This window comes from Porticoccus litoralis (assembly GCF_030676955.1).
In the GTDB taxonomy this organism is placed as follows: domain Bacteria; phylum Pseudomonadota; class Gammaproteobacteria; order Pseudomonadales; family Porticoccaceae; genus Porticoccus; species Porticoccus litoralis.
This window is the reverse complement of the sequence record NZ_JAUUUU010000001.1, coordinates 685,449-708,304: the sequence shown is the minus strand read 5'-3', so window position 1 is coordinate 708,304 and position 22,856 is coordinate 685,449. Positions and strand designations below refer to the sequence as shown.

Genomic DNA, 22,856 nt, shown 5'->3' with positions numbered 1-22,856 from the left:
ATTGATGTGGATTAGATAATGAAACTCTTAAAGACGTTGTTTGGCACTAAAAATGACCGCGAAATCAAGCGGATGTCAAAACTTGTCAAACAGATCAATGCTCTGGAAGAAACAATCACCGCGCTCTCCGATGAACAGTTAAAAGCGAAAACAGACGAATTTCGACAACGTTACAGTAGCGGTGAGAGCCTTGACGCACTTTTGCCGGAGGCATTTGCCGCGGTGCGGGAAGCTGCTCAACGCACCTTGGGCATGCGCCATTTCGATGTGCAGTTGATAGGCGGTATTACCCTGCACGAAGGGCGCATTGCTGAGATGCGTACCGGTGAGGGTAAAACGTTGGTGGCGACGCTGGCGGCTTACCTAAATGCCATCCCGGCCACCGGTGTGCACATTGTTACCGTGAACGACTACCTTGCCAAGCGGGATGCCCAGTGGATGGCACCTGTGTATGAGTTTTTGGGTCTGCAGGTAGGGACAATTTTTTCCCAGCAGGGGTTGGAGGAAAAACACCAGGCATACCAGGCCGATATTACCTATGGAACCAATAATGAATTCGGGTTTGATTACCTCCGTGACAACATGGTGCTGCGTCTGGAAGAAAAAACCCAGCGTGGTCAGGTGTTTGCTATCGTCGATGAGGTCGACTCGATCCTGATTGACGAGGCCCGTACCCCGCTAATTATATCCGGTGCCGCTCAGGACAGTTCGGCGCTCTACAAGCGTATGAATGGCCTGATGCCGTTGCTCAAACCCCACAGTGATGATGTTCCCGGTGATTTCATCGTTGACGAAAAAACGCGACAAATTGAATTAACGGAAGAGGGACATTCTAAAATAGAGTCTCTTCTTGAAAGTGAAGGCTTACTTCAGCAGGGTGATAGTCTGTATAACGCCAGCAACCTGGGATTGCTACACCACGTGCAATCGGCACTCAGGGCTCACCATCTTTTCCACAAAGACGTGGAATACATTATCCAGGAAGGTCAGGTTGTCCTGATTGATGAGCACACCGGCCGTACCATGGTGGGCCGTCGACTCTCTGAGGGACTGCATCAGGCGATTGAAGCCAAGGAAGGGGTGAGCATCCACAGCGAAAGCCAGACGTTAGCCTCGACCACCTTCCAGAATTATTTCAGGCTTTACGAAAAGCTGGCAGGCATGACCGGTACTGCCGACACCGAAGCCTACGAATTTCACCAGATATATGGATTGGCCGTGGTGGTCATACCCACCAATAAACCCATTTCCAGAACCGACCTGAATGACCTTATCTACCTGACAACTGACGAAAAATATGATGCGGTGATTGAAGATGTGCGCGCCTGCGTGGAAAAAGGTGCTCCTGTGCTGGTGGGTACTGCATCGATTGAGACCTCTGAAGCGATGTCTCAGCGCTTGCTTGCTGCGAAAATCCCCCATGAAGTGCTCAATGCCAAATTCCATGAAAAAGAGGCACAGATCATTGCACAGGCGGGCCAGCCTGGTGCTGTGACCATTGCTACCAATATGGCCGGTCGCGGAACCGACATCGTGCTTGGTGGTAACTGGGAAGTTGAAGTTGCTGCAATGGACAATCCGACCGATGAGCAGGTGAAGCAGGTCAAGGAAGCCTGGCAAAAGCGCCATGATCAAGTGATTGCGGCAGGAGGATTGCACATTCTGGGTACAGAGCGCCATGAATCCCGCCGCATCGACAACCAGCTGCGGGGTCGTGCCGGACGTCAGGGCGATCCAGGGGTATCCCGCTTTTACCTGTCGTTGGAAGATCAGCTGATGCGCCTGTTTGCATCGGATCGTGTGAAGAACATGATGCGTGCTCTGGGTATGGAGAATGGTGAAGCCATTGAACACCGCATGGTCACCAACGCCATTGAAAAAGCCCAGCGCAAGGTGGAAGGGCGCAACTTTGATATTCGTAAACACCTGCTTGAGTTTGATGATGTTGCCAACGATCAGCGTCAGGTGATTTATCAACAGCGTAATGAATTGCTGGCGGCTGACGATATTGCCGACATCATCAGTAACATCCGCGATGACGTGATTGACAGTGCCATCAGTTTTTATATTCCTCCGCAAAGTCTGGCTGAGCAGTGGGATATCCCCGGCCTGGAAGACCACCTGTATGCAGAATTTGGGCTCAAGTTGCCTATTCAGACGTGGCTTGCTGAAGATAATCGTTTACATGAGGAGGGGTTGCGCACGCGAATTCACGAGGCGGCTAACGAAGCGTATCAGCAGAAGTGTGAAACCCTGGGTGCGGATATTCGCGTCATTGAGCGACAGGTGATGCTGCAGGTTCTGGATACCCTCTGGAAGGAGCACCTGTCAAACATGGATCACTTGCGTCAGGGGATTGGTCTGCGTGCTTATGCCCAGAAAAACCCCCGGCAGGAGTACAAGCGGGAATCTTTCGAGCTTTTCCAACAGATGTTGGAATCCATCAAGCTGGATACCGTTCGTTTCCTGAGTCGTGTTCAGGTGCGTAGTCCGGAAGAAGTTGCTGCCATGGAGGCGCGCCAGTTGGAGGAGCAGAAGCGTCAGCAATTGCAGATGCAGCATGAGGAAGTCTCCGCACTCGGTGGTGAAGCTCAGCCGCAACAGGGCAATAATCCACAACCGTTTGTGCGGGATGGTCGCAAGGTCGGGCGCAATGACCCCTGCCCCTGCGGCAGCGGCAAAAAATACAAACAATGCCATGGACGTCTAGGCTAAGATTGTTCCTTCATTCAATTCAGAGTTAAATACGGCCCTGGACTTTTCCGCTGCCGATCTCCGGTAGAGGACTCTGGTTAATTATAAAAAAGCCGTGCCCTAATAAGGCACGGCGCTGTTGTTTTTACGTCTGAGAGATAATGTCATGGCAGTGGGAAAAGATGTTTTTCCAATCATGCATCCTGTGCCCGGTTTCCGGTTGGGCACGACCAGTGCGGGGATCAAAAAGCCCGGGCGACAGGACCTGGTGGTGATGGAAGTGGCTAAAGGTGGCGCTGTGGCAGGCGTTTTCACCAAAAACGCTTTCTGCGCCGCTCCGGTACAACTAACTAAGTCTCACATTGTCGATAAGCCCAGTCGATATCTCGTTACCAACACGGGCAATGCCAATGCCGGTACGGGAGAGTCGGGTAGAGCTCATGCGTTACAGGTGTGCGAGCAGATGGCTGCCATCGGTGGGGTAGCTGTTGAGTCGGTCTTACCGTTTTCTACTGGGGTGATTGGCGAGCCACTGCCTGTCGATAAAATTCTTGCGGCATTGCCCGAGGCCCATGCAGCACTGTCTGAAGACAGTTGGGGACAGGCGGCAAAAGGGATTATGACCACTGATACACGCCCGAAAGGGGAAAGCATCAAGCTGCCACTGGGTGGCGGGGTGGTTACCATTACTGGCATCGCCAAGGGTGCCGGGATGATCAAGCCCAACATGGCCACTATGCTCGCTTACGTTGCGACGGACATGAAAATTGACCGCGACCAGTTGCAGAGCCTGGTAGGCAATGCTGCGGATTGTTCTTTTAATCGCATTACCGTCGATGGAGATACCTCCACCAATGACTGCGCCATGCTGATTGCTACAGGCGCTTCATCTATCGCCTGGCAAAACTTGTCTTTGGAAGAACAGCAACATTTTGAACTGGCGCTCAACAACCTGTTTATCTCCCTGGCACAGCAGATTGTTCAGGATGGTGAAGGTGCCACCAAGTTTGTCACTGTCAACGTGGTCGGCGGTGTAGATACAGAAGAATGTCTGGCGGTGGCTTACACCGTGGCTGAATCTCCACTGGTCAAAACAGCGCTGTTTGCCTCAGACCCTAACTGGGGGCGCATTCTTGCAGCCATTGGGCGTGCGGGAATAGAAATGCTCAACGTGGATGTCATTGAGGTGTTTCTCGATGAAGTGCTGATTGCCAAAAATGGTGGCCGTGCCGACAGTTATACCGAAGAACAGGGTGCGGCGGTCATGGCCAAGGAAGAAATTGCGATTACCATTGACCTGCACAGAGGCACTGCCGAGGAAACGGTCTGGACCATGGATTTCTCTCACCAGTATGTCACCATCAATGCTGAATACCGTACCTGATGGACGTGGTTCATGTAGCCGTGGCAGTGATTGATGATGGTGATGGTCAGATACTGATAGCCCGGCGTCCTGACCATGTTCACCAGGGTGGCTTGTGGGAGTTTCCCGGCGGCAAGGTTGAACCTGGAGAAGCTGTGTTTGATGCCCTGAAAAGAGAAGTCTGGGAAGAGCTGGCTATCCGGGTTGAGGCTGCTGAACCCCTGATCGAAATAAGACACGACTACCCGGATAAGTGTGTGTTGCTGGATGTTTGGTGTGTGAACAGATTTACGGGGGTTCCTAGTGGTAACGAGGGACAGCCGTTGTGTTGGGTCAGCAAAAAGCAGCTAGCAAACTACGCGTTTCCGGAAGCCAATCAGCCAATTATTGAGGCGGTAGTGGCTAAAATATCTTGCTAATACCCTGTGTGACTAGTGATGATCACTGTCATCTTGTTCGGCATCAAGGTAAACCTCTTCGCCGGGAATGCTGAAGTTCTCGTTAGCCCAGCCGCCAAAGTCCAGTTGCTGACAACGTTTGCTGCAAAAAGGGCGAAACAGGGACTCCTCTTTCCATTCAACGGGTTTCCCGCATTCCGGACAATTGACCATTTTTGTCATCGTTGCTCCCCAGCCAGTTTCAAGTATTGCTTGTGCAATTGTGCAACAGCATCAGTCAGGTCGCCAGGTGGGCCACTGTTATCCAGAATATCATCCGCCCTCGACAGCCTCTGCTCGCGGGTCAACTGGCTTTTCATGATGGCCAAAATCTGCGATTCATTGCTGCCATCACGTATTGTTGCGCGCTCGATTTGCACTGCCTCGGGAACATCGACCACCAGTACTCTATCGACGCGCAGGTGTTGGTCTGTTTCCAGTAACAGGGGTGACTCAAGTATGGCGTAGGGGCCGTTGACGCGCTGAAGAGCCTGATCGATGAGGTCTCTGATAATGGGATGAAGCAGAGACTCTAACCACTGGCGATGCTGGGGGTGATCAAAAACCAGCTTGCGTAAATAAGCCCGATTGAGGGAGCCGTCTTCAAGTAAGGCTTCTTCACTAAAATGATCCGCAATGGCTTTTAATGTGTCGCTGCCAACTTCTACCGCCTGTCGAGCCGCCTGGTCAGCATCGATCACATCAATACCTAACGCTCTGAATTGATTGGCAACGGCGCTTTTGCCGCTGCCAATACCTCCGGTCAGGCCTATGGTGAAAACGTGGTTTTTGTCAGACATGCCAGGGGTTGGGATAGGTTAGTAGTTGAACAGCGAAAGGTAGTTGTTGGTGAGTTCTTCACCCCACATCATGGCTATCCAGCCAGCCGCGGCCAGGTAGGGGCCAAAAGGAATCGGTATCTGCTTGTCGCGGCCTGTAAACATGATTAAGAGAATGCCAACGACCGCGCCTACCATGGAAGAAAGCAGAATAATCAGAAGCAACTGTTGCCAGCCGAGCCAGGCGCCCAGCGCCGCCAGTAATTTGAAATCACCATGGCCCATACCCTCTTTGCCAGAGAGCAGTTTGAACAACCAGAAAACCCACCACAGGCTCAGGTATCCGAAAACAGCTCCCAGCACAGCGCTATCGAGGCTGGCAAAAGTATTGTTGAGGTTTACCAGCAGACCCAGCCAGAGAAGTGGCAGGGTAATGTTGTCCGGCAGCAACTGTTCGTTAAAGTCGATACCGGTAAGAGCCAGCAGTGACCAGCTGAACAGCAGTGCCAATAAGCCCTCAAGTGTGAATCCAAAATGGTAGACTACAAAGGCAGTCATCAATGCGCAGATGAACTCTATCAGGGGGTACTGTATCGAAATGGGTGATGCGCAGTAGGCACACTTTCCTTTGAGAATCACGTAGCTGAGTAGGGGGATATTTTGCCAGGGTTTGACCTTTTCCCCGCAGGAAGGACAGTGTGAGGCGGGAAAGACAATATTGATATGATGTGGTTCCGGCGCCTCCAAGCCCAGAAAGTCCATGGCATCCCGTTTCCAGGCACTGGAAAGCTGCAGGGGCAGACGATAGATCACTACATTCAGAAAACTGCCCACCAACAAACCAAAAATGATTGCGATGGGCAATATGATGCTGAGGGACAGGCCCAGATAGTCAGGCATAGTTCTGGGCCTTAAGGCATTAAATAACGGCGCCGAGCTTGAAAATTGGCAGGTACATAGCGATCAGCAGGCCGCCTACCAGTACCCCGAGCACCGCCATAATCAGTGGTTCAAGCAACGTGGTCAGGTTATCCACCGCGTTATCGACGGCTTCTTCATAATGAACGGCAGCCTTTTCCAGCATTTCGTCGAGCGCACCGGACTCTTCGCCAATAGCGGTCATCTGCAACATCATGACCGGAAATCTGCCCGTTGAGCGCATGGCGTGGTTTAGCTGCAAGCCAGTGGTGACATCGTCGCGCACTTTAAGAATAGCCTCCCGGTATACGGCGTTCCCCGAGGCGCCGGCGACAGACGTCAATGCATCCACGAGGGGAACACCGGCAGCAAAGGTGGTGGATAGAGTTCTGGCAAAACGTGCGTTAATGGCCTGATAGAGGATAGTGCCTATTACGGGTATTTTGAGAGAATACTTGTCAATAAAGGCGTTAAATCTATTCGATCTTCGCTTGGCTTCCTTAAAGGCAATAAAAACACCGATTACAGATACCAACCAGATAAACCACCATTCCTGAGCAGCATCTGAAATACCCATCACAAACAGAGTAAAGCCGGGCAAATCGGCTCCAAAGTTACTGAAGGTTTCCGCAAAAACCGGCACCACTTTTACCAGCAGAATACCCGTAACAATAATGGCCACACAGACAACCGCTATGGGATAGGTCATGGCCTTTTTGATCTTAGCCTTCAGGGTTTCGGTTTTTTCCTTATAGGTGGCAATACGGTCGAGCATGGTCTCAAGGGCGCCGGCCTGTTCCCCGGCCTCTACGAGGCTACAAAACAGGTCGTCGAAAAATTTCGGGTGTCTACGCAAAGATGAGCCAAAGCTCGTGCCGGATGAGACATCATCGCGGATATCATGAATCATGTCTTTGAGAGCATTTTTTTCAGCCCCCTCTGCCACAATATCGAAGCTCTGTACCAGGGGCACGCCTGCTTTCATCATGGTGGCCATCTGGCGGGTGAAAATGGCAATATCAGCAGGGACGATTGCCTTTGAGGCACCACTGAAAGGTCTGGGCGTTTTTTTCTTGACGGATGAAGGGATAATGCCCTGCTTGCGCAGCTGTGCCTTGATCAGGTTGGTGTTACTCCCCTTGATCTCTCCCTGAATCTGCCTGCCTTTCTTGTCCTTACCTTTATAGGTAAAGGTATGAGATTGCGCAGTTGCCATGGATTAGTCCTTGGTTACCCTATTTGCCTCTTCCAAACTTATTATACCTTCGGCGGCTCTACGGAGTGCCGACTGGCGCAAAGTTCTGAAACCTTCTTCGCGCGCGGCGTCGCCTATATCAATAGAGTTGCCGCCTTCCATAATGATTCTTGAGATTTTGGGTGTCACCTTTAATACTTCATAAAGGCCGACTCGGCCTTTGTAGCCATTGGTGCATTTTGAACAGCCCTCTGGGTGGTACAAGGTGACTTCCTCTATGGGGCGGCCTATGTCGCCAAACCCCTCCTCAATGAGAATGCTCTCTGGAATGTCTTCTGCCGGTCTACGGCAGTGAGTACAAAGCCTTCGAGCCAATCGCTGGGCAATAATCAGGTTCACTGAGGTTGCCACGTTAAAGGCCGGAACACCCATGTTTAGCAAGCGGGTGAGAGTTTCCGGGGCACTGTTGGTGTGGAGCGTGGACAAGACCAAGTGACCGGTTTGTGCGGCCTTGATGGCAATTTCGGCAGTATCCAGATCCCGGATCTCCCCCACCATGATAATGTCCGGGTCCTGCCGCAGGAATGCGCGCAGTGCCTCGGGAAAAGTCAGCTTGACCTTGTAATTGATCTGTACCTGGTTGATGCCAGGCATATTGATTTCCACCGGATCTTCCGCCGTGGAAATGTTGCGCTCGGTGGTATTGAGGATGTTAAGTCCGGTATAGAGAGAAACGGTTTTACCGCTACCGGTTGGTCCTGTCACCAGAATCATTCCCTGAGGTTGGTGCAGTGTTTCCATGTAGGCTTCTTTCTGATCTTCCTCAAAGCCCAGGTTTTCAATGCCTACCTGGGCGCTGGTTGGATCGAGAATCCGCAATACGATTTTCTCGCCGAACTGGGTAGGTAGGGTATTGACTCGGAAGTCGATAGCCCGGTTCTTTGAGATGCGCAACTTGATACGGCCATCCTGAGGCACCCTTCGTTCTGAAATGTCTAACGATGACATCACTTTCAATCTGGCTGCCAGCCTGGGCGCCAGGTTTGCCGGGGGCTTTGTCACTTCCCTAAGGATGCCGTCGGTTCTGAAGCGGATGCGGTAGGTTTTCTCGTAAGGTTCAAAGTGAATATCTGAACAGCCTTGCTTGATGCCATCGAGCATCAGTTTGTTGATGAAGCGAACAATCGGGGCATCATCTGCATCCGAAAAGTTCATAGTCCCGGTTTCGGCGGCGTCATCATCCAGCGCTTCGACATCCAGGTCGTCAAGGTGCACGTCATCCATGGTGCCAAGAGCATCACCGATATCGTCATCCTGCAAATCCAGGAATTCGGCGAGGGCGGTTTGAAGCTTGTCGTGCTCGACTAGCAAGGCCTCAATGGAAAGGCCGGTCTGAAAGCGAACTTCACTAATCGCCATATGATTGGTGGGGTCACTTTGTGCAACAAACAGCCTGTTACCGCGCTTGAAGAGAGGTAAAACCTGATGTTTGCGGATCAATTTTTTTTCTACCACCTCTTTAGGACAAACCTCCATGTTGTGGGCGTCGAGGTCATAAAGTGGTGTGCCAAACTCATTGGCTGCAACGGAAGCGATTAAATGGGCAGGTAAAATATTGTGGTGGGTGAGGTAATGTACAAAATTGATTTTATCGTTTTCACACTCCGCCAGTGCTTCATGTGCGGCGGTTTCTTCCATTAAGCCATCGGTTACCAGCCGCTTTGGAAGGCCCTTGAGTTGGTCGCTGTTTTTCATAGGCTCAGATGATCCATTAATAGCTGCCCGCAAGGTGTTGATAGTAATACAACCAGACAGTTCGAGCCAGAGGCATACAGGGTTAAGCGCTTTGAGTGGTAAGTAAATAGCAGAATATGCAAGGGTGTGACAAAAAATGTCACACAGTGCAACGGTTGGCTGAAGAGATAACAGGGTTTTTCTAACTTGGTACATTCATTGCTTATTAAATTCCGTGTTTAAAAATTTCTGACAAGGGAGAAACACAGTGAAAAAGCAAGTTCAAAACATCCAGAAGGGTTTTACCCTGATTGAATTGATGATCGTGATTGCGATCATCGGTATTCTGGCCGCTGTCGCACTACCGGCCTATCAGAGCTACATCATCAAATCAAAAGTCTCGGAAGCCATTCTGGCGGCGAGTCAATGCCGTACCGCCGTGTCTGAGGTCTATCAAACCGCCCCCGAAGACACCGAACCCGGTGCAGACGGCTGGGGTTGCGAATCCTCCGCTCAAACCACCAAATATGTTGGTGAGATTGAAACAAGTGCTGATGGTGCAATTCGAGTGGTACTCTCTGATGAAGCTGATTTGGATGATGCCGCAGAAACGGCTATAACCCTTTGGCCCACAGATGCAGCAGGTGATGATTTGGAGATAGCTGATCTTCCGACCCAGGTAGGTGGTTACAAATGTGGTCCGTCCTCCACTAATCCCATTCCGGCAAAATACCTTCCCGGTTCATGTAAAGATGATGGTGCTACTTTCTAAGCTAACAGGTTAGGACTGGTATCCAAAAAAGCCCCCGCCCAGCGGGGGCTTTTTTGCGTTAGCCAACGAGTGCGGCGTGTGGTGGTTGTGCCCGGAACATGCTGGGGGGAAGATAGGCGTTTCAAACCCTTTGCTTTTGCCGTTCGGCGCTGTCGGGCATGTGAAAGCTGTCATGAGAATAGATATTTTGCCCTGCGGGGGTGAGGGTCATATGGGTTGATCATGAGAAAAGAAATGTGGTCGTTTCTGTTGCTTTTGTGTGTTTTTCTCATTCCGACCCTATGTGCCTATTTTGGGGTTGTGGTTCCCAGTCGCGTCGGTTTGTTGAGTGATCTGCTGGTTTTTTCCCTAGGTCTGACGGGGGCCCTGTTGTCAGGAATGTTGGGCAAGCGTTTTTTTCTGGCCTATCTCGTCACTTTCTGGCTTTTGTGCAGCCTGCTGGTGGTAGCCAACTGGTGGCACTATCAGTTTTTTCGGGCCTATTTCAACCTCGAGTCATTAAAACTGGGTGGCGATGTGCTGGAGGCATTTCGCTCGTTGCCCGCGTTTGAGTACAAATGGGAGTCGCTTGCGCTCTTTTTGACAACGGGTATCGCCCTGGTTGGCACGGTACTGCTTTATCGGCGGGAATTTTATCGTGGCGCCGGTGTGGTGCTGATGAAGGTGGTGTGTATCGGATTGGCGTTGTACAGCTTCGAGTCGGTATCGGACGTCACTGATGTGCTCAAAAAGCGAAATGCCTTTGTGTTGTTGCCGGAGTATTTTCATCCGCTACATGCCTTTTTCCTCAGCTATGAGTCGGGGAGTGTCGGTGACAAGGGCTGGAAAACATTCAAGGCCCTGAATCAGCAAGTCGCTAATGGAGTGGCTGCTTCAGAGATAGCGGGTGCCGGGGCAAAAAAATACAATGTTATTACGATTGTTATGGAGTCTATGCGGGCATCCATGGTTGGGCTGTACAACCCCGCCAGCAGGTTGACGCCCAATATCGACGAGGTGGGCAAGCATGGTATTGTCATTGAAGATTTTTATGCAAACTCCAACCTCACGATAAAGGCGGAGACGTCCATATTTTGCGGGTTATATGACCACGGCGCAAAAGTCTCCATCGCTGAATACCCTGATAAAAAGCAGGTACAGTGCCTGCCCAGACTGTTAAAAAACAGCGGATATGATACCTACTACTTTCATGGTAATACCGCCAGGTTTTATAACCGGGACGAGTATTTGCCACAGATTGGCTTCGGCGAGAGCTACTTTCACAAGGATCAGGAAGGGGCGGGAAAGGATGGGCGCAGCTATTCCGGATGGGGGCTCTCGGATGGTGATATGTACGAAATTATGCTGGACCACCTTGAAAACAGGATGAGTGATAAGCCTTTTTTTGCCAACATCATGACATTGACCAGTCATTATCCTTTTAATGCGGATCTGCCGGTAGACGTGCTGGATTCCGATCAGAGCAGTAGGGGTAAAAAAGACAGAAGTTACAGAGTCTACCGGGGGTACAAGCGGTCTGTGGCCTATGCGGACTATGCCTTTGGGGCTTTCTGGAAGAAGTTTAGACATTCCCCTTTGTTTGAAAAAACCATAGTGGTCATTACCGGTGACCATGGCATATGGAGTTTTCCTGAAAGCGTTCAGGATCAGTCGGTGCGCAATGAGTATTTTTTCCGTATGCCGCTCGTTATCTATCACCCCGATCTGACAGAGCCTGTGGTTATTAATGGTCCGGCAAGCCAGATCGATATTATGCCTACTCTAGCCTCCCTGCTGGGTATCAGTATGGATAGCACTCCTCATGTGGGGAGAAATATACTTTCACGGGTAGAGGCACCCTGGGCAGTGTATGGAAAAGGTGGAGAGCTTTTTTTGCGGTACGGAGATAATGTCTGTTACAACCCGACGGTCGAGTGTGGTGGTGCACAGCAGTCGTGTTTCTCCAGTCTGAGTGTCAAGGATGTTGCCAAGGATATTGCTTGCGAGACACATGATGGTGACCTGTTACAGGGCGGCAAGACAGTACCGAAAAAAGTGAATGAAAAGTTGTTCAACCTTTACCAGGCAAGTTATGAAATGGTTGCCTTTGACAATCAAAGGGTCTTTTCAGAGCCGGGGAAGTTGATAAGTGTTCAGCCAAAACATGAGTTCAACCTCGAATTAAGGTAGTGCCTGAGCCTGCATGGAGGCCGCGGATGAATGGATGGCGGCAGCCAGGAATATCATCATTGCCAGAGGGTAGGCATGATAGAAAATACCATCGACCAAAGAGTAGGCCAGGCCTCCGATAAAAGCGGCCGACTGGGCGATTTGCAGATTGTCTTTTGAGTGCCTTATCAAATAGAGGGCCTGTTTGCTAACCCTGCCGATCGCAAAGCAGAAAATGGCCAGGCCGATTAGCCCAAATTCCATAACAACCTGTACCAGAGCGTTGTGTGGTTGCACAATACTTTTGAATAAACTCCATCTCGAAAATGCATCAGGCCCTAGTCCAGTGAGTATGGCGACAGGCCCCTGCTTGATGAGGGTCTCTACAGACTCAGACCAAATACCTAATCTGCCGCTTGAAATACGGTTTATAGTGTCGCCGGCTGTTATACCTAGCGTGTCCTTAAGAATGGCATCATAATCTGACGATAAGACCAGCAGCAGTGAAATGAGGACAAAACCAGTCAGTATAAAGGTAGTCTTAATTGCTTCTTTTCTTGGTGTCCTCAGCAAGATGATTATGAAAGAAATGGTTATCGCAATGGCAGCTCCTCTTGCCCCGGACCAAATAGTCAGCAATGCGCAGATAAAAAGTATTGCCAGACTCTCGTGATGGCGATTTTTTGAGGGCAGGTGCAGCAAGGCGATAACCGCCCCAAAGAATATTTCATAATTCAGGTGTCGCAGGTGCCTGTATAGTGGAGGGGAAGGCTTTAGTTGGGGAACATCTTCTGCATTCGCAAAAAATAAAACAAACAATATGAAAAAAATACAGGTGGCCGTGACTGTCAAGAGCTTGTGGTGAAGAAATATGTTTGCCAGTTCTGGCGATTGTTGAAATTTCCTGTGAAGTGATAGATAAAAAATAAGAGCGGAAAGGTAGATCAAAGACCTGTCGATGCCGTAAAAGGGTATATATTGATATGTCCAGCCTCCCGCTATAATTATGAATGCAATTGGCCCCATGAGTTGTTTTAGGGTTATTTTTCTATTGACAATCTGAGCGTTGGGGAAAAATGTTATAGATAAGGCGATAGAAATCAGTGCCATTATAATGGCAGCTGTGTTGTTAACATAATAGGAATAATGGTTAACAGAGACCAATACCGGAATTAAAAATAATGCCCCAAACAATATGGTTGTTGTGAAATTTTCAAGACTCCATTTTTTAAACCATATCGGCATGTAAATATACCCTCATTGACAGGTCTACAGCTCTGCAGTGCTTGGTCAGGCTGCCAGAAGATAAATAGTCAATGCCGGATATCGCTTTGCTGGTGAGGTTGTTAGCCTCTAAGTTGCCAGAAACTTCCAGTTTTGCACGTCCCTGATTAACGGTGATTGCTTCACGAATCTGATCGGGATTAAAGTTGTCCAGCATGATGATATCGGTGCCAGCCTCCAAAGCTTGTTGCAACTCATCAAGGTTTTCCACTTCCACTTCTACCGGTTTGCCGGGGGCAATGTCGTGGGCTTTGGTTACCGCGGCGGTGATGCCACCGCAGGCAGCGATATGGTTTTCCTTGATCAGGAAGGCATCGTAAAGACCCATGCGATGGTTGTGGCAACCACCCACTTTGACAGCGTATTTCTGGGCCAGTCGTAAACCGGGAATGGTCTTGCGGGTGTCCAGAATTTTGATATCCGTGCCTTCGACAAGCTTGGCATATTGCCTTGATAGGGTGGCCGTACCTGACAGGGTTTGCAGAAAGTTCAGAGCAGTGCGCTCACCAGTTAGAAGGCTGCGGGCTGGGCCTGATAGTTCAACCAGGGTTTGCCCAGGCTGGACTTCATCGCCATCCTGAACCAGCCACTTTAGTGTGATGGCTGCATCCAGTTGTTTAAAGACTTCATCGACCCAAGCAGTGCCACAAATTACCGCTGATTCCCTAGTGATGACGGTGGCTGTTGCCTTATTTTCTGCGGGAATCAATTGTGCTGTGATATCACCATCGCGGATGTCCTCTTCGAGGGCGCGGCTTACAGCTTCTTTAATGTCTTGGTGGAGCAGGTCGTCGATCATTTTCAGCTTCCAAACAGCAAGGGGCGATTATATCAGTCGCTGGCTTTTTGGATATGGTGTGCTTCAAGTCCGCCAGTAATGTGTGCCGGTTAGAAACTCAGAAAAAAATCACTTTATCCGTTAGATAACGTATGGAGCGCTTTTTATCTAAACTAATCCAGATATAATCGAATCAATAGGATACGCCCGATTGATAGAAACTATGGAAACATTGGATTGGTTGCAATTATAAAAGTATATCTATTAGGTCTGGCCAGAAGTAGAGTTTCAAGGTGTCGGTATAGAGTCTCAAAGTGATCGATACAAAAAGCCCCACAGAAGCGTTCTACAAACTGCCTCAGCCAGTGCTGGCGTTGCAGGGGCGTGCTCGCACCTATCTATCCACTTGCCTGACCAGCATGTTTGATCAAGTGGATGATACCTTTTTTGATCTCGCTGATCGTGCCGATAACAATCGTCAGCAAACCATGTATTTCGATGCCATGCGCCAGATACGTATGGAGCGGAAAAATATCGAGCATCATTTCTTTCGTTGCCTGACCCAAGGGTTTCAACTACTAGGTAACCCTAGGTCAACCGGCTTTGTGGAACCCAAGGATAAAGGGCTGGAGGTCATCGAGAACGAGCAACTTGAGGAGATTATCGCCCTTGATACCATGGTGTCGAAGTTGGTGGAGCAGTCTAAGTCTGAACTGGAAGCCCTGAATATCCGCATCGACTCGCTGGTGCCTGCGAAAGTTACCATGAAGAACAACCCTGTCGGTCCCGATGTAATCTGTGAGGCCTTCAACGAGTCGGTTGCTCACCTGGATTTGAAAATCTCCATTAAGCTGGTGTTCTTTAAGCTGTTCGATCGTCTGGTGCTGGCCGCTTTGCAGGATTTTTTGGTTGATAGTAACCGCCGTCTCAAAGACATGGGGATTATTCCAGACCTCGAAAAACTCAAAAAAGCCAAGTCTCAGCCCCCTAAAAAACCAGAGCCAAAACCTGCTGAATCTCAACAGAAGAATGTGCCTGAGCCCCGGCAATTCGACCATAGTTCCCACGAGTCTCGCCAGCGACCTGCTGCTAAGCCTTCGGCGGTCCACAGCGGTGGCAGTAGTTATGGGCAATTTATTTCTCAGCTGAAAAATAGATTGCAGTGGGAATCACGGAGTCCCATGGCCAGCGAGGCAGCCGAGGAGGGTGAAACTTCTCGGCATGAACGTGTTGACCTGGAGCAGCTAAATTCGCTGGTGAGCAATCTACAGCAGGACTGGGCGCAGATGCCACAGGACCCGGAGAGTTCAAGCCGCTTGCTTGATATGGTTGAAAAGCATCTGGCCCAACAGGGACGCAACTTGGGTGGTACCGAGCGAGGGATGATTGACCTGCTCGACCAGCTCTTCGCACGGGTCAATACCCAGGCCATCGCCTCCAGTGAAATCGCCGAAGAGCTGCGCAAGCTTGAGTTGCCTGTGTTGCAGATTGCGCTTAGGGATAACACATTTTTTGATCGTGAAAAGCACCCAGCGCGGCGTTTGCTGAATGAAATTGCCGAAGCATCCATCGGTTATGTTGATGATCAATCCACTGCCGATGATCCCGTGGCTAAGGCCATTGCCAGCGTGGTGGACGAGCTGTGTAACGAATCCCGTCAGGATAATGTGGCGTTGACCCAGCTATTGCTGAATTTTATCGATTTGGTTGATAAGGAGCGGCGCAGGGTGGCTGTTCTGGAGCAACGACTCATGGAAGAAGTGGCCGCTGCGGAAAAAGTAAACCAGGCCCATCAGGCGGTTCTTAAAGTATTGATCAGGAAAATCCAGGGGCAGACATTCCCCCGCTTTGTTATGAGCTTTGCCGAAGATGCCTGGTGCAAAGTGATGTTCTTGAACCACCTTCGTTGTGGCGTCGATTCCACCGAGTGGCAGCACAGTGAGCAGTTGCTGGACAGTTTGCTGGAACTGGTGCGTCTAGGGGATCGCCATGAGGCTGCGGTGAAGCCGGTGCTGGAGGCCATTCGCAGCAGCCTGGAGTCCATTTCCTACGATGCCTATGACCTCGGTCGACTGATGGGGGCAATGGAGCAATACTTTTTTGGTGAAGAAATACCTGAGAAGGGGCTGCAGCACGATGAGCTCACCCGAGGAATTTCCGCCAATCCGTTAGATGATGTCTACATTCAGGTGTTAAGAACCGATATTCCCGGCAACCCCGATATGTCGGATGATGAAGATGATGAGGACATTGAAGAACAGTATTTGCGGCGGGCGGACAGCCTGACCCGCGGTGTCTGGGTCGAATTCGCTGAAGAGTCACCGTCACGCCGGCGCTGCAAGGTGGCTGGTATTATTATGCCGGAAGGCAAATTCGTTTTCGTGAACCGCCAGGGTGCCAAGGTTGGGCAGAAAAACCGTAAACGGGTGGCGCGGGAACTCAAGGACGAGAAACTGCGGACATTGGACAAATCCCAATTGTTTGATAGGGCCCTGGAGGGGGTGGTTAGCGATTTGTGCCAGAATCGCTCACTGCACTGACCTTTACTGTATATAAAAAAGAAGCGCAGCGGGGGTTCAAGGCGCGCGTAGACAAGCCTGTAGCCCTTTTTTACTATGATCAGATAAATGAGGGGTATGGGAGACCGGTTATTACACGCCTTTTGATCAATCAGCAGGGTTGGTTGCAAAACGCAATTTGCAAACCCTCCCCCAACTATAATGAACGCCCTGAAGGAACACCGGTATCGTTGCTGGTGATTCACAATATCAGCCTGCCTCCCGGGGAGTTTGGCGGTAAATACATCTGTGATTTCTTTGTCAATTGTCTTAACCCTGCCGAGCATCCCTATTTTGAAACCATCTCAGACTTGAAGGTGTCTGCGCATCTATTAATCCAGCGCGATGGTGAATTGGTGCAGTTCGTTTCTTTCGATGATCGTGCCTGGCACGCCGGAAACTCCTGTTATGAGGGGGCGGGAAACTGCAATGATTTCGCCATTGGTATTGAGTTGGAAGGTACTGACGATATCCCTTACACAGAGGACCAATACCGGGCATTATCAGCAGTGACGCTGGCTTTGATGGAACATTACCCCTCTATCAACATAGGGCGTATTGTTGGTCACAGCGATATTGCCCCGGACCGCAAAACTGATCCCGGGCCAGCTTTTGATTGGCCGCACTACCTGAGCTCTCTGGAGACCTGATATGGAGTTTATTGTTATCGTGATTGGCCTGCTTCTGATCCGGCAGATGGGTTCTCTGGGCGCATTGCAGAGTGATCAATGGTTTCTTGGGTTGCTGGTAAAGCTGCACAAGGGGTGTGGCTCCATGGAGTGGTTGAAGGCGTGTGTCGCTATTGCCCTGCCCGTACTGATACTGGCTGCGTTACTTTTGTTTCTGACGGATCGTTGGTTGGGCCTTCCCGTTTTTCTGATTAGCTTGCTGGTTTTTCTCTACTCACTGGGTCGGGGAGACCTGGAAAAGGATGTAGAAAACTACCAGGAGGACCTGGATCGTGGTGATGAACAGGCAGCTTATAACGATATCGTTGAGTTGAAAGTTGGTCAGCAGCAGGGTGAGGTGGAAACTGCTACTCAGTCACATGCGGAGGCGGTCAGGACCATTGCTTACCGCTATTTCGAGCGTTATTTCGCAGTGATGTTCTGGTTTATTCTCGCCGGCGCGCCGGGGGCGTTGTTGTACAGGTTGTCTGTGATCTATGACCAGCAACGATTACAGGATAGTCCCGAGACAGATTTTCAAAACCGATGCTTGTGGTTGCTGGAATGGTTGCCGGTGAGGTTGGTGGGTATTTCATTGGCTGTGGTAGGCAACTTCCCCGCATGTTTGGCGCGGTTAAGCGAGTCGATTGTTTCCTCGGCAAGCAGTGTGGAGGTATTGGGTAACTTCACACTAGCGGCTTCTTTAACGGGAGGTGATCAGAAAGACAGTTTTGTTGGCAAAGCAGGTATTGAAGCACTGTTTACTCGCACCCTGATTTTTGCGGTGTTTATGGTGGCTGTACTGGTGGTACTGCTATAGCGGGTAGAGTAACTATGCAGGGTTGTGGGCCTAATCCCGCCAACGGAATAGCCATCCCGCCAGTGTCAGGCAGGTGACTGTCATCAGGACAAGTATCAATAACTGGGGGGAGACCTGCAGAATCCCATCTCCCTCCAGCATCACTCCCCGCGCGGCTTTCACCAGGTGGGTCAGAGGCAATAGTTGGGAGAGGTCCTGTAGCCATTCGGGAGCATCATCCAGCGAAAACCACAACTCCGATAACAACAGCATCGGGAAGCTGATGAGGTTAAGCAGGCCGTTGGCCAGTTCTTCACTGGCTGTGCGCGAAGCCATCAGTAGGGAAATGCTGATGATGGAGAGGTTGCCCACAACGGCAATCAGCAACAGCAGCAGGTAGCTGCCAACCATTCTGAAACCGATAAATAGATTGCAGATGGTAAATACGATGATGGTGACAGCGAGCATGATGCCCAGACGGGATAGCGCTTGTGAGAAAAGAAACTCCCAGGCCTTCAGAGGAGTTGCCTGTAGCCGCTTCAGAACCCCATTTTTTCGATAGCGAACAATGACATAACCGATGCCCCACAGGCCGCTGAACATCATGTTCATGGCCAGCACACCGGGTATCACCCAGTCGATATACCGAATCTTTTCACCGAATATCTCCTGACCCTGCCAGATGCTTGTGTCGGCCTGCCCGTCGTTGCGAAGCAGTGCTTCCAGAATGCGCCCCTTGGCTGACTCCGGGTTGATCCAGTAGCGTCGGGGTGAGGACGTGGTGATAAGAATATCCAGTTGGTGAAACTGGATGCGTCGCAAGGCTGTGTCGAGATCCTGATATTCCACCCAGTCAATGGCCGGTTCCTTAGCAAATGGCAGGGTATCCCGATTGATATCGGGTGTGTCCAGTAAAAGACCCGCCTTGAAGAGGTGGTCGTTGCTGGAGGAAAAGGCAATGGCCAGCACAATGACAATCATTGGTGTGGCAACAAAGGACCAGAATAAAGAACCCTTGTCTCGATAATACTCGCGGTTGCGGGCTGCCCACAGAGCCAGAATACGGCGCATTGTCTTAATTCCTCAGGGAGTGCCCGGTAAGTTTCAGGAACAAGTCATCCAGAGAGGGGTTCCGGACACGTAGGGATTGCAGGTTGATGTCCATGGTCACCAGCTTGGCAAGCGTCTGCTCGACAGAGTTGGTGGCGATGGCGATACAGTCCTCCCGGCGTTCAATGGCAAAAGGCAGGTTGTTGGGGTCGCAGCTAAAATCCTCGTAATCAATACAGATGTAGGTGAAATCAAAATGTTGTCGCAACAGCCCTTGCGGTGTGCCTTCAGCAATGATCTTTCCTTTATCCATGATCACCATGTGGTCGCATAACAGCTCGGCTTCTTCCATGTAGTGGGTGGTGAGCAGTACGGTTTTACCACGTGCCTTAATGTTACTGATCAGGGACCAGAAGTGTCTGCGGGATTGTGGGTCGAGGCCGGTGGTTGGCTCATCGAGAAACAGAATTTCGGGGTCATTGATTAACGCCACCGCCAGTAGCAGGCGCTGGCGTTGACCCCCGGACAAACGAGTGGCGTAGGTATCAAGAAATTCCTCCAGCTGGCACAACTCGACCAACTCCTCTAGCGGCAGGGCACGGGGGTAAAAGTTGCTGAACAGCCCGATCACCTCACGTGTCGTCAGGTAATCCATTAATGCGGTGGACTGGAACTGGATGCCGGTTTGTTCCAGAAAGCGTCGGTCACGAATCTGTCCCTGATAAAAAATCTCACCGGAAGATGGCGTGGTGATGCCCTCAATCATTTCGATCGTTGTGGTTTTGCCCGCGCCATTGGGGCCCAGCAGCCCAAAACAGGATCCACGGGGGATAGCAAAAGATACGTCATCCACGGCCTTGAGATGACGGAAATTTTTGCTGAGATTGCGAATTTCAAGAATGGCGCTCATGGGCGGAGAGTGTATAGCATCTGTGCAATTATCTGTTAGGGTATGCGCCTGTCAGGAGCAGGCTATATGGCGTCAAAACAAGGTGTAGAGCAGGGGGTGGTCAGCTGGAGCGAGGCCGTTCGTGTCTATACCCGACCGCAGGTGATCACCATGCTTTTCCTGGGCTTTGCCGCCGGATTGCCTCTGTTGTTGGTGTTTTCAACTCTCACAGCGTGGTTGCGGGATGTCGATATAAGTCGCAGCACCATAGGATTTTTTGGCTGGATTGGCATTACCTATTCCATCAAGGTGATCTGGGCACCGGTGGTGGACCGGCTGAAGTTGCCCCTGTTAACCCGTAGTCTGGGCCAGCGCCGTAGTTGGATGTTGGTTGGTCAATTTGGCGTCATGGCCGGACTGGTCGCCATGGTGTTGTCTGATCCTCAGGTGTCTCTGGTGAGCATCGCGCTCAGTGCGTTGCTGGTGGCGTTCTCTTCCTCTACCCAGGACATCGCTATCGATGCTTTTCGCATAGAGTCTGCGGTGGATGAATACCAGGGTGCCATGTCTGCCAGTTATATCTTTGGCTACCGGTTGGCTATGCTGGTTGCCGGGGCGGGTGCGCTCTATATAGCCGATTGGTCGAGTTGGGATGTTTCCTATCTGGTGATGGCGCTGCTGATGTTGGTGGGTGTGGTGACAGTACTGCTGGTGTCGGAACCGGAGCGCCATGTGCCAGACACTACCGAGGCCATGGAGCTGTCGCTGAAGCATCAGTTGCATGCCGATCAGCCCGGTCGCTGGAGGCGGCTTGAGGCGTGGTTTGTGGGTGCGGTGGTCGCTCCGTTTGTGGAGTTTTTTCGCCGCAATGGCTCTTGGGCTCTGTTGATCCTGGCCTTCATCGGTCTCTATCGCCTCAGTGATATCACCATGGGGATTATGGCCAATCCTTTTTATCTGGATTTGGGCTTTACCAAAAAGGAAATTGCCGATATTGGTAAAGTCTTCGGGTTCTTCATGACCCTGGCGGGTTCTTTCCTCGGGGGATTGTTCGTGGTGCGCTACGGCATCTTTCGACCCTTGCTGGCTGGAGCCATTATGGTGGCGCTGACAAACCTGCTGTTTGTGCAGTTGGCCATGGTAGGTTCAGACCTGGTGTGGCTGGCAGTGGCGATCAGTGGCGATAATCTGAGCGGCGGGTTTGCCAATGCGGCGTTTGTGGCCTACCTGTCGAGCATGACCAACAGGGCCTATACCGCTACGCAATATGCGCTGTTTAGTTCTCTGATGACGTTGCCAGGCAAGTTTTTAAGTGGTTTCTCGGGGGTTATCGTTGATGCCAGTAACTATGAGGTTTTCTTCTCTTACGCTGCTGTCATGGGAACACCGGCAATCCTGTTATCCTGGCTGTTGTGGCGACATTCTCTCGCTCAGTCCCGCCAGCCAAACAGTCTCAAGTCCACCTTGCCCTGAGAGACTTTGATGCCTTCCAACTCAAGTAACTGTTTTTGACGGTGGTAGGCGCTGCTGTCCGGGGCAAAGGCGATCTGGCCATTGGCCTTCAGTACACGATGCCAGGGTAGCGTGGTTTCCGGGGGTAAACGGCTGAGAATGCGTCCAATAAGGCGGGCACCTTTCGGCAGTCTGGCAAAGTTGGCCACTTGCCCGTAGCTGGCAACCTGACCTTTGGGGATGGCGCTGAGAATACTGTAAATCAGAACTTCAACTTCGCTTTTCATCTGCTGATTTGTCCTGTTTAGGACGTTCATCATAGTGAGGTTTTGGAACTTCCGTCCAGTGTTGTATTGAATTGAACGCAGATGGCCCCATATTCAAAAAATACCTTCAGGAGTTCAGTTTGAGATATCTGCTATTACTGTTCATTGCCATGCCCATTGTCGAGATGTGGCTTTTGATTACCGTGGGCCGTGAAATCGGTGCGCTACCCACCATTGGACTGGTGTTATTGACGGCGGTGGTTGGGCTGTCATTACTTCGCCAACAGGGTTTTGCGACCCTGTTCCGGGCGCGAAGCAAACTTGATGCGGGCGAGCTGCCGGCGATGGAGATGGCAGAAGGGCTGATACTGGCGGTCTGTGGTGCTTTGCTTTTAACCCCGGGTTTTGTGACAGACGTGATAGGCTTCGCGGGCCTTTTCCCGCCCTTAAGGCGACGCTGTGTGTTGGGGATGGTTGCAAAAATGGAGGTCGTCAGCTACAGCAATCAACAGACCTATCGCTCTGGCGGGTCGCATCCTCCAGAAGCAGATGGAGAGGTGGTTGATGGTGAGTTCTGGCAGGAAAACGATGACCGGCAGCTTCCAAAATAACAGATTGTTCTGTAAAGAAACTTTTTTTTGTTTGGCCCCTTGAAATAATTTGGAAAGCCTCCACATTAGCCTCAGCTCGGTAACATCCGAACTCTGATGAATTGAACAGGTTAGACCATAATAGTTGGAGAATAGACAATGAAAATTCGTCCCTTACACGATCGTGTTGTGGTTCGTCGCAAGGAAGAAGAAGAAAAAACAGCCGGTGGTATTTTGTTGCCGGGCTCCGCCAAAGAAAAACCGAACCAGGGAGAAGTGATTGCCGTTGGCATCGGCCGCGTGCTGGACAATGGTGAAGTGCGCCCTGTGGATGTAAAAGTTGGAGATACGGTCGTGTTCGGCAAGTACGCTGGAAGTGACACTATTGAGCTGGACGGCCAGGAACTGGTCATTCTCAGCGAAAGCGATATCAAGGCTGTCATTGACGGCTGAGAACACAAAGCAGATTTAATCTCGTCAAA

21 protein-coding genes are annotated in these 22,856 nt (G+C 50.8%); 11 read left to right on the top strand and 10 right to left on the bottom strand.

Going from position 1 to position 22,856, the window contains the following annotated elements:
* The first annotated feature begins 18 nt into the window (after positions 1-18).
* From secA to mutT, 3 genes are all read left to right on the top strand, one after another.
* The gene (gene secA / locus Q8A57_RS03500) at positions 19-2,715 is read left to right on the top strand and encodes a preprotein translocase subunit SecA (protein WP_305169541.1); all 2,697 of its coding nucleotides are present in this window, start codon (positions 19-21) and stop codon (positions 2,713-2,715) included.
* Between the two features lie 145 nt (positions 2,716-2,860).
* Entirely contained in the window at positions 2,861-4,078 is a 1,218-nt protein-coding gene (gene argJ, locus Q8A57_RS03495) for a bifunctional glutamate N-acetyltransferase/amino-acid acetyltransferase ArgJ (protein ID WP_305169540.1), read from the top strand.
* Positions 4,078-4,476 carry an 8-oxo-dGTP diphosphatase MutT gene (mutT, locus tag Q8A57_RS03490; RefSeq protein ID WP_305169539.1) on the top strand — a complete coding sequence of 133 codons (399 nt, stop codon included), beginning with the start codon at positions 4,078-4,080 and terminating at the stop codon, positions 4,474-4,476. The genes argJ and mutT overlap by 1 nt, the downstream gene beginning before the upstream one ends.
* Positions 4,477-4,488: 12 nt before the next feature.
* Here mutT and yacG read toward each other — a convergent pair whose 3' ends face one another.
* The 5 genes from yacG to pilB are packed head-to-tail and all read right to left on the bottom strand — an operon-like array spanning position 4,489 to position 9,141.
* Positions 4,489-4,677: a DNA gyrase inhibitor YacG gene (gene yacG, locus Q8A57_RS03485; RefSeq protein WP_305169537.1), complete on the bottom strand. Its 189-nt coding sequence runs from the start codon at positions 4,675-4,677 to the stop codon at positions 4,489-4,491.
* Positions 4,674-5,294 (bottom strand): dephospho-CoA kinase, encoded by a 621-nt coding sequence (gene coaE / locus Q8A57_RS03480; protein ID WP_305169536.1) that lies wholly within the window; start codon positions 5,292-5,294, stop codon positions 4,674-4,676. Before coaE ends, yacG begins: the two co-directional genes overlap by 4 nt.
* An 18-nt stretch (positions 5,295-5,312) precedes the next feature.
* Complete coding sequence (locus tag Q8A57_RS03475; RefSeq protein ID WP_305169535.1) at positions 5,313-6,173, bottom strand: prepilin peptidase; 861 nt, start codon at positions 6,171-6,173, stop codon at positions 5,313-5,315.
* Between the two features lie 19 nt (positions 6,174-6,192).
* Positions 6,193-7,407, bottom strand: a complete 1,215-nt coding sequence (locus Q8A57_RS03470) for a type II secretion system F family protein (protein WP_305169534.1) — start codon at positions 7,405-7,407, stop codon at positions 6,193-6,195.
* Between the two features lie 3 nt (positions 7,408-7,410).
* Positions 7,411-9,141 (bottom strand): type IV-A pilus assembly ATPase PilB, encoded by a 1,731-nt coding sequence (pilB, locus tag Q8A57_RS03465; RefSeq protein ID WP_305169533.1) that lies wholly within the window; start codon positions 9,139-9,141, stop codon positions 7,411-7,413.
* Between the two features lie 247 nt (positions 9,142-9,388).
* Between pilB and Q8A57_RS03460 the strand changes: the two genes are divergently transcribed.
* Positions 9,389-9,892, top strand: coding sequence for a pilin (locus Q8A57_RS03460; protein WP_305169532.1), 504 nt, complete (start codon positions 9,389-9,391; stop codon positions 9,890-9,892).
* A 222-nt stretch (positions 9,893-10,114) separates the two neighbouring features.
* The gene (locus tag Q8A57_RS03455; protein ID WP_305169531.1) at positions 10,115-12,061 is read left to right on the top strand and encodes an LTA synthase family protein; all 1,947 of its coding nucleotides are present in this window, start codon (positions 10,115-10,117) and stop codon (positions 12,059-12,061) included.
* Here Q8A57_RS03455 and Q8A57_RS03450 read toward each other — a convergent pair.
* Complete coding sequence (locus Q8A57_RS03450; protein ID WP_305169530.1) at positions 12,053-13,285, bottom strand: O-antigen ligase family protein; 1,233 nt, start codon at positions 13,283-13,285, stop codon at positions 12,053-12,055. The genes Q8A57_RS03455 and Q8A57_RS03450 overlap by 9 nt on opposite strands.
* Positions 13,269-14,123, bottom strand: a complete 855-nt coding sequence (nadC, locus tag Q8A57_RS03445) for a carboxylating nicotinate-nucleotide diphosphorylase (RefSeq protein WP_305169529.1) — start codon at positions 14,121-14,123, stop codon at positions 13,269-13,271. Before nadC ends, Q8A57_RS03450 begins: the two co-directional genes overlap by 17 nt.
* Before the next feature lie 293 nt (positions 14,124-14,416).
* Between nadC and Q8A57_RS03440 the strand changes: the two genes are divergently transcribed.
* From Q8A57_RS03440 to ampE, 3 genes are all read left to right on the top strand, one after another.
* Positions 14,417-16,642 (top strand): DUF1631 family protein, encoded by a 2,226-nt coding sequence (locus Q8A57_RS03440; RefSeq protein ID WP_305169528.1) that lies wholly within the window; start codon positions 14,417-14,419, stop codon positions 16,640-16,642.
* 122 nt (positions 16,643-16,764) lie between these two features.
* Positions 16,765-17,310, top strand: coding sequence for a 1,6-anhydro-N-acetylmuramyl-L-alanine amidase AmpD (gene ampD, locus Q8A57_RS03435; RefSeq protein WP_305169527.1), 546 nt, complete (start codon positions 16,765-16,767; stop codon positions 17,308-17,310).
* A gap of 1 nt (position 17,311) precedes the next feature.
* Complete coding sequence (ampE, locus tag Q8A57_RS03430) at positions 17,312-18,148, top strand: regulatory signaling modulator protein AmpE (RefSeq protein WP_305169526.1); 837 nt, start codon at positions 17,312-17,314, stop codon at positions 18,146-18,148.
* 30 nt (positions 18,149-18,178) lie between these two features.
* Here ampE and Q8A57_RS03425 read toward each other — a convergent pair whose 3' ends face one another.
* Together Q8A57_RS03425 and Q8A57_RS03420 are read right to left on the bottom strand one after the other, a co-directional pair.
* A complete protein-coding gene (locus Q8A57_RS03425; protein WP_305169524.1) occupies positions 18,179-19,198 on the bottom strand; it encodes an ABC transporter permease in 1,020 nt (339 codons plus the stop codon).
* Positions 19,199-19,202: 4 nt separating this feature from the next.
* Entirely contained in the window at positions 19,203-20,087 is an 885-nt protein-coding gene (locus Q8A57_RS03420) for an ABC transporter ATP-binding protein (RefSeq protein WP_305169523.1), read from the bottom strand.
* A gap of 66 nt (positions 20,088-20,153) precedes the next feature.
* Between Q8A57_RS03420 and Q8A57_RS03415 the strand changes: the two genes are divergently transcribed.
* Positions 20,154-21,539 carry an AmpG family muropeptide MFS transporter gene (locus tag Q8A57_RS03415; RefSeq protein ID WP_305169522.1) on the top strand — a complete coding sequence of 462 codons (1,386 nt, stop codon included), beginning with the start codon at positions 20,154-20,156 and terminating at the stop codon, positions 21,537-21,539.
* On the opposite strand, the gene Q8A57_RS03410 is transcribed toward Q8A57_RS03415, so the two are convergent.
* Positions 21,497-21,805, bottom strand: a complete 309-nt coding sequence (locus Q8A57_RS03410) for an MGMT family protein (protein ID WP_305169521.1) — start codon at positions 21,803-21,805, stop codon at positions 21,497-21,499. The two genes, Q8A57_RS03415 and Q8A57_RS03410, sit on opposite strands and share 43 nt — an antisense overlap.
* Positions 21,806-21,924: 119 nt before the next feature.
* On the opposite strand from Q8A57_RS03410, the gene Q8A57_RS03405 reads away from it, so the two are divergent.
* Both Q8A57_RS03405 and groES read left to right on the top strand, forming a co-directional pair.
* Complete coding sequence (locus Q8A57_RS03405; protein ID WP_305169520.1) at positions 21,925-22,395, top strand: FxsA family protein; 471 nt, start codon at positions 21,925-21,927, stop codon at positions 22,393-22,395.
* A gap of 138 nt (positions 22,396-22,533) precedes the next feature.
* Complete coding sequence (groES, locus tag Q8A57_RS03400) at positions 22,534-22,827, top strand: co-chaperone GroES (RefSeq protein ID WP_305169519.1); 294 nt, start codon at positions 22,534-22,536, stop codon at positions 22,825-22,827.
* Positions 22,828-22,856: the final 29 nt, after the last annotated feature.